The organism is uncultured Bacteroides sp. (assembly GCF_902472605.1).
Classification (GTDB): domain Bacteria; phylum Bacteroidota; class Bacteroidia; order Bacteroidales; family Bacteroidaceae; genus Phocaeicola.
Genome location: NZ_CABROP010000042.1, coordinates 20,381 through 28,732, shown reverse-complemented (window position 1 = coordinate 28,732; position 8,352 = coordinate 20,381). Strand labels below are relative to the sequence as shown.

3 protein-coding genes and 1 pseudogene are annotated in these 8,352 nt (G+C 41.7%); all 4 read right to left on the bottom strand.

Annotation, left to right across the window (positions count from 1 at the left end):
- A pseudogene (locus RDP42_RS10140) lies at positions 1 to 1,229 on the bottom strand (hypothetical protein); the annotation flags it as partial.
- 153 nt (positions 1,230 to 1,382) lie between these two features.
- Positions 1,383 to 3,716, bottom strand: coding sequence for an outer membrane beta-barrel protein (locus RDP42_RS10135; RefSeq protein ID WP_308763586.1), 2,334 nt, complete (start codon positions 3,714 to 3,716; stop codon positions 1,383 to 1,385).
- 179 nt (positions 3,717 to 3,895) lie between these two features.
- Positions 3,896 to 5,752, bottom strand: a complete 1,857-nt coding sequence (locus RDP42_RS10130) for a hypothetical protein (RefSeq protein WP_308763585.1) — start codon at positions 5,750 to 5,752, stop codon at positions 3,896 to 3,898.
- Positions 5,753 to 5,906: 154 nt separating this feature from the next.
- Positions 5,907 to 8,237, bottom strand: a complete 2,331-nt coding sequence (locus tag RDP42_RS10125) for a TonB-dependent receptor domain-containing protein (RefSeq protein ID WP_308763584.1) — start codon at positions 8,235 to 8,237, stop codon at positions 5,907 to 5,909.
- Positions 8,238 to 8,352: the final 115 nt, after the last annotated feature.

Genomic DNA, 8,352 nt, shown 5'->3' with positions numbered 1-8,352 from the left:
TGCAGCATGTAGGCCTGCAGTTGTTCCGACTGACGGCGGATGGTGGTTTCCTTGCGCACGAGCCGTTTCTGATACAGGTATATCGTGGTGGCTATGAGCACCACCAGACAGAGGGTGACGACAATCAGGATGCGCTGGGTTTCTGCCTTCTCCAGCTTCAGACGCTGCTGTTCGGTAATGAGTTTCTGATGGTCGTACTTCTCCTTGTAGACGATGATTTCTTTTCCTTTATCCAATGCCATAATTGAATCATTGTAATACAGCAATGAGTCACAATACATTTTTAAATTTTGATGATATTTGGGGTTATTACCTATTTTATATAAAAGTTCATATATAAGTGCCTTTGTATAAACATCATCGGTATCTAATGACTTGTTAAGATAGAAGTAAGCAGAGTCTTGTTGATTTAGGTAATAATAATTTTTACCTATAAGAACCGTTGACTGATACTCTGTTGGTAAAGATTTCGATAATTCCAAAGATTTTTTTAAGTTTCCACTATTCGCATAAACTAAGGCAATTTCTGTTTGAATCTTATAATAATATTCATCTTTCCCTAATTCCCAAGCAACTGAAGCACACTGCTGATATGTTTCTACGGCTTTTGGATATTCATGTCTAATGCAATAACATCTGGCTAAAAATTTTAAAGAAGCCATCTGATAACGTTTATTGGAATCTTTTATTGCATAATTGTATGCCTTCAAACAGGCTTCCGAGGCATATTCGGCAAACCCTCGAAACAAATAGAGATTGCCTAAGGAAGACATTATCAGATATCCGGTCTTATAATCATCCGTTTTCTCCACCTCTGATTTACCCTCCAGATAATACTGCATGGCTTCCTCTATATTGCCAAGCTCATAGTTTATACTCCCTATATAAAGTGCCGACATTGCTCTTCTACGGGCATTGTTAGTTGACTTGTAATAATCGTATGCTATCCGCACAAGAGAATCAGAGGAGATTTTCATCACTTGTTTGTACTGTGCCTGCGTCACCAACAGACACCATAGCGCATGGTTCTCCTTATCAGTTTGTGACGAAGGCTTCTCCATACTTTCCAATATATGCAATGCACTGTCCGGATGGTCAAACATCACAGACTCTGCCTGAACCAGTTCCGGAAGCGGTGTTTTCTCCTTGCCGTTTCCGCTGCATTGGATATTCAAAAGGGCCGTACAAGCAATCAGGATGTACAGTATATAGTGGGTTATCTTTCTCATTTCACTAATTTAGTGGCAAAATTAAGAAATATCTATGCTGATTTGGATTATATCCACCTTTTTATTTAAAGAAAAAGAGCAGCCTTAATATAATTAAAGCTGCCCCATTGTCGTTTTAAGAGCGTTCCAATATTGATTATGCGATGCTGGTTCTTACATACGGCTCTTCTGGCTGTCGCCTGCTCCAGTTCCTTTATACTTACTCTTAGCAGTATTGAACTTGTAACGGACAGTTAGCCGGACTGTACAGTTATTGGGCTCTTCTTTCATGTGCATGGTCTGCATATTGCTTACATACATCATAAAGTCACGCTTATAGCTGTTGAACAGGTTTGTTGCATCCAGACGGATATTCAGCTTGTCATTGAGAAGGCTTTTCTGTAATGCCATATCCATTCTCCATGACGGTTTCAGGAATCTGCCGTTCTTCATGTCTCCCTTGCTTGTGTACATGAAATCCGCATCGAGCATGAGGTCCCAAGGCAGACTCAGGTTGTTGTTCCATATAATTGTACCCATAGGGTTGTCCAGACTGAGATTACCTTGCGGAGTCTGTATGTCGTACCATTGCTCGTTCAGCTGGAATCGCCATTGTGGTTTCCAGATACCAATAGTAGGAGAAAGCGTTACACCGGCAAAAATCTTATCGTATGCTTCCGCATTGGCAAGTGACATAAGCATGATGGTAGGATCATTCTCGTCATACAGGCTGGTTACGTTAAGAATATCATTCTTCACCCTATTATACCCTACAGACAGTTGCAACCATCTATAAGTAGCCCCCAATGTAAGGTTATGTGTAAACTTCGGGTCCAGCAATGGATTTCCGGTTTCATAAGTATATTTGTTTATAAGCAACATGCTGCTTCTCAAATCCCAATAGGAAGGCCTGGCTATATCAGTGCGATATGCCAGCTGGAAATTCACGCGATTGATAGGAAATGCGATAGAAAACGTAGGAAACAGGTTACTGAAGTTCTTGCTTTGCTCATCCACACGGATATCCTTCTCAAAATAATCGGAAGTATTATACTCGTATCTCAATCCCGCCAAAGCCTGTACGCGGCCAAACTTTCTGCTGTATTCCACAAAAGCCGCACCCATATTTTCACGAATCCGGCTGTCATCATCCGAGATAATGCCTTCAGGATTCAGATTGATATTCCTGCGGTTGGTATAAGTATATTCACCCCCAAACGACAGTTCACCACCGCATACAGGTCGGGACAGAATCAGCCTTGCAGCATAAAGTGTGTTGTCTATGTCGTTGAAGATAGATACATAGCGATTGTTATCGCTTCCGTCAGCCAGTTCTGTCTTTTCATCAAGATAGCTTGCCTTATCGCTCTTATCCCAATACCCGTCCAAGTTCAGGTCTATGCTCCAGTCCTTGATTTTACCATTATAATAGGCATTCACCTGATGATATTCGGAACCGTTGTCTATGATATTGGGACTGTGTGTCTTTTCTGACAGAGCCCCGTCACGATATACATCTGTATTGGTTTCCATCAATGATTTTGAATAAGGAGTCTTGTGATAATCGTAGCGTATACCTAAAGCCGAATTCTCATTGAGGGTATAGTTTACGGCTAACCGGGCGTTAAAGTTTTTGGATGTCCAGTCGTTGAATGTGGTGGATTTCTGCTGCCAATGTTCTTGTAAGTAAGTATCCTGAACCAGATCTTTACTTATCCATCCGTACATTCTTGAGCCATACAGCATACCGGAAAAATCCCAGCCATTCTTACGGTAATTGAAGTTCAGCTGCTCCAATGCGCTCCAGTCTCTATTATATTGGAACATGGCACGGTTGTCAAAGCCGAATCCTTCACCTTCCGCTTTCTTGGTGATGATACGTATTACGGAGGTTACTGCGGCACCGTATCTTGCTCCCGGATTATTGACCACCTCCACAGACTTTATATTCTCAGCCGAAAGCCTGTCCAGTTCAGAGTTATCAAGCAGTTTCCTGCCATTGACATAGATTTCAGGAGTACCACGACCGAAAACATTGATTTCTCCATCTTTCGAAGTGACATTAGGTATCTTGTCAAGCATCTGTTCTGCTGTTCCGGCTTTTTCCAAAGCTGTTCCAGCCACTCCTGTCACCATGGCATCCCCTTTCATCCGGGTCACAGGAAGATTGCTTTTTACCACCACCTCACCAAGCATCTGTGCATCCGGCACGAGCTGCACAATACCGATATTGGTCGGAGCAGTCGGTTTATACACCATCTTATATCCGATGGAGGATATTTTCAGAATCTGATTTTTCGATGTGGCTTCCAGTGTGAAAGATCCGTCTTCGCCGCTGATGGTTCCAGTGACGAATGTCGAATCCGGCAGCGATAACAGCACCACATTGGCGTAAGGCAACGGCTGATTGTTTTCATCAATCAGCTTTCCGCTTACGGTCTGTGCGGACAAACTGACAGGTAGTATGATTCCTGTCAGCACAAACAAAAATACTTTAATAAATCTCATTGTATATTACTCTTTATGTTTACTGTTATTGATACTGACCACAAAGTTAGTATATACAAATTTTAAGTGTATAAAAAGTATATCTACATTTTAATCTGAATAAAAATCTATGTATTATATTAATATACAATGGTTTATCATACGTTTTACGCCAAACCCAAAATCTACATTTTCATTTTTCAGAACTCTGCCACCCATCTGTCGAGTGTCGTTTCATCCGGAAGACCGTCTTGCAGAGTATCGCTCAGATGCTTCTTCAGGCGGAACTTTTTCTGAGATACGGAAGTCGTATTCACACCGAATATTTCCGACATCTGTGCGTTGTTGAAACGTAGTTTTATCAGCATACAGAGGTGTAGCTCCTGCTTCGTAAGAGTTGGGCATACACCCTGAAGGCGGCTCACGAAATTGCTGTATGTACTTTCGCACATTTGTTCCAGAGTCTCCCATTCACCGGCCTCCAGAACACGGCATTTTTCTCTCAGTTCCTTCACCAGTCTGTCGTTGTCCACCAAATAGTCGGTAAGCACACGTTCACGCTGCTTCAGGTAGAGATTTTCTTCCGATAAGTTGCGGAACTTATCTGCCTCCTGTCTGGCCTTATCCAGTTTGGAAGAATAGTCGTTAATATGATATTGAAGAGAGTTTATCTTTTCAGACAGCCTGCTGTTCTCAACCTGAAGGCTGTCTATCTGTTCACGGTATTCATGCAGTTCTTCAGAGTTCATTTCCTGACCGGACAGCTGTTCCTTCAGTTCCTCCATGTAGCGGTTGTTCTGCATGAGTTGTGTCTCGTATTCGTGCAGTTGAAGCATATACTCCTGTAGCTGTTCCGACTGACGGCGGATGGTGGTTTCCTTTCTCACAAGCCGTTTCTGATAGAGGTAAGCTACGACAGCTATAACCACTATCAGGCATATTGTGATGATGAACATCATACGCTGTGCATCTGCTTTCTCCAATTTAAGACGTTGCTGTTCGGTAATGAGTTTCTGGTGGTCGTATTTCTCCTTGTAGGCGACGATTTCCTTGCCTTTATCAATAGCTATGATAGAATCGTTGTAAAAAAGAAGGGAATCGCAATAGGTTTTCAGGTATTTACGGTATTTGGGAATATCCCCCAATTTATATAGGTATTGGTATGCAGACACCTTAGTATAAATGTTATCAGTTTTTAAAGCTTTATTTAAAAAGAAATAAGCTGAATCCATTTGCCCCAAAAGGTAGTAGTCCTTTCCCATCAATGAAGCTCGCTGGTATGTAATTGGAAAGCTTTTTATAATCTCTAAAGACTTTTTGATATCACCTTTATGCATATATACTAAGGCTATTTCGCTCTGTATGTCATAATAATAATTTTCAAGATTAAGTTCTAAAGTTAGCTCACTACATTTATGATATGTATCTATTGCCTTCGACAATGAATCTGAAATGCAATAACATCTGGCCAGATATTTAAGAGAAGCTAACTGATAACGCTTGTTGGAATCTTTCACAGCATAATCGTATGCCTTCCTGCTGGCTTCCAAAGCATAATCAGCAAAATCACGATATAAATATAACCTACATAATGAGATCATGATCAGATAACCAGTTTTGTAGTCATCCGTTTTTTCCACTTCTGTTTTACCCTCCAGATAATACTGCATGGCTTCCTCTATATTCCTTAATTCATAATTTATATCACCCATATAAAGTGCCGACATTGCTTTTCTACGAGCATTATCTGTCGGTTTATAATAATCGTATGTAATCCTCACAAGTGAATCTGAAGGGATTTTCATCATCTGTTTGTACTGCGCCTGCGTCACCAACAGACACCGCAGCGCATGGTTCTCCTTATCCCAGCGTGCTGAAGGCATCGGCATGGACTCTAGTATGTGCAGCGCACTGTCGGGATGGTCGAACATTACGGACTCAGCCTGAAGCAGCTCCGGAAGCGGCTTCTTTTCTTTGCCGTTTCCGCTGCATTGAATATTTAAAAGGGCTGCAAAAGCAATCAGGATGTACAGTATATAGTGGGTTATCTTTTTCATTTTCCTAATTTTGCGGCAAAATTAAGAAATATCCACGCTGATTTTGATTATATCCATCTTTTTTATTTAAAGACAAAGAGCAGCTTTAATATCATTAAAGCTGCCCCAATGTCATTTTAAGAGAGTTCCAATATTAATTATACGATGCTGATTCTTACATACGGTTCTTCTGACTTTCTCCGGCACCGGTACCTTTGTACTTGCTCTTGGCTGTATTGAACTTATAGCGTAAAGTAATCCCAATATTTCTGCGGGCTTCCATTTTGATTGTCATCAGACGGTTACCACTGTAAATGGATGATTTTGCCTGATATGAGTTGAAAAGATCATTAGCTTTCAACTGAACCGAAAGGCGGTCTTTAAGGAAACTCTTGTAAAGGCTGATATTGGCAAACCAGCACCATTCTTCCACCTTTGTATTTTCGTTGTCACCCGGCGTGTCAAAACCTAAATCAACATCGAGACTGATACCAAGAGGCAGCTTGAAATTGTTATTCCAGGCAAAGTTCAATATCGGATTATTGAAGTTTTCTGTTCCATTGGATGTTTCCACCTTATACCATTGCTGGAGCAGAAGGAAATTGAACTGGGGAGACCATAATCCGATTGTTGGAGACAATGTCAGGGTGGTGTATAACTTGTCACTGTTATACATGTTGTAGAAGGAATGTAACGAAACGGTCGGATTGTCTTCCGAATATGCCCTGCTCAACTGTGTAATGGCATCTTTGCCGTGTATGTATCGTGAATTGAGGTATATCCACTTGTATGATACATTCAGTGTAAGACGGTTTATCAGTGACGGTTTCAGCAGCGGGTTACCTCCTTCATAGGTATATCGGTTTCCGTACATGATATCGCTTCTCAGCATCCAGTATGAAGGACGGTAGATACTGCCAGTGTAGGTCAATTGTGTCTGTACTTTACCAATCGGAAGATTCAAGGACACGGATGGAAATACGTTGTCGTATGTCCTGCTCTGCTCGTCCATATACTTGCCATCCTCGTAATAGTCGGAAGACAAATGCTCATACCGTACACCTAACTGTGCCTGTAGCTTGCCGAAGCTGCGGGCATATTCCAGAAATGCCGAAGTAGAGTTTTCCTTGATGTTGCTGTTATTGTCATCCAAGATTCCTTCCACATTCATGTACGCATTATTCCGGTTCGTATAGGTGTATTCTCCGCCAAAAGAGAGGTTTCCTCCCCATAGTGGATGACCAAAAATCAGTTTGGTAGCATAAAGGGTATTGTCTGTCAGATTTTTGGTGGTGACAGTCTGTTTCTCTAAGGAACCTCCCGCCGGGGTGAACTGCTCCAGCATTTCCTGAGGATTTTTCGTATCCGACCAGAAACCGTCCGCATTGAAGTCGATATTCCAGTCTCCTACACGTCCGTTATAATAGGCATTGAGGGTATGTCTGGTTTCCTGTGTATTTCTCCAGCCCGTAGTGTGACTCTCCTCATAAAGAGCATCATCCTGATATACCTGGGTATTCATCGGATCTACCGTTTCATGTCGTTCTGGTGTCCGGTCATAATCATAGCGTGCACCCAGTGAGTGATTCTCGTTAAACTGATAATTCAGCGATAGCATGGCCGAAACATCTTTCATGTCATATTGTGTGCAGAGATATGAATCCTGTATCCATGTCTTATCCAACAGCGTTTTCTGTGTTATGGTCTTGCGGTCTTCTGTGTATCCTTTCTTGCCATACAGCATACCCGAAAGGTCAAAGCCTCCTTTTCGGTAATTGAAGTTGTACTGGTCAAGTACATTCCAACCGTAGCCGTAGCCTGTATAAAAACGGTTGTTGAAACCGAATCCTTCTCCTTGTGGTTTTTTGGTCTGAATTCGGATAACCGCATTAACCGTCGCATCATAGCGCGAGCCGGGATTGTTCACCACCTCCACGCTCTTGATGTTGTCGGAAGCAAGCTGATCGAGTTCGGATTTATCCCTTACTTTACGGCCGTTGATATATATTTCAGGAGTTCCGGCACCAAAAACTTGAATGTCTCCTTCACTGGCCGATACACCAGGTATCTTGTTTAATAGGTCGTTTCCTGTTCCTGCGTTTTCAAGGATACTACCTGCAACGGTAGTCACCATGGCATCCCCTTTTACACGTGTTTTTGGCAAATCTGCTTTTACTACAACCTCACCCAATTGTTGTGCATCCGATACGAGCTGCACAATACCGATATTTGCCGGAATAGTCGGTTTATACACCGTCTTATATCCGATAGAGGATATTTTCACTATCTGATTTTTCGATGTAGCCTCCAGAGTGAAAGTTCCGTCCTCACCGCTGATGGTTCCGTTCACAAACATGGAATCCGGCAAGGACAGTAGTACTACATTGGCGTAAGGCAAAGGCTGGCTGTTCTCGTCAATCAATTTTCCGCTAACTGTCTGTGCGGACAAACTGACAGGTAGTATGATTCCTGTCAGCACAAACAAAAATACTTTAATAAATCTCATTGTATATTACTCTTTATGTTTACTGTTATTGATACTGACCACAAAGTTAGTATATACAAATTTTAAGTGTATAAAAAGTATATCTACATTTTAATCTGAATAAAAATCTATGTAT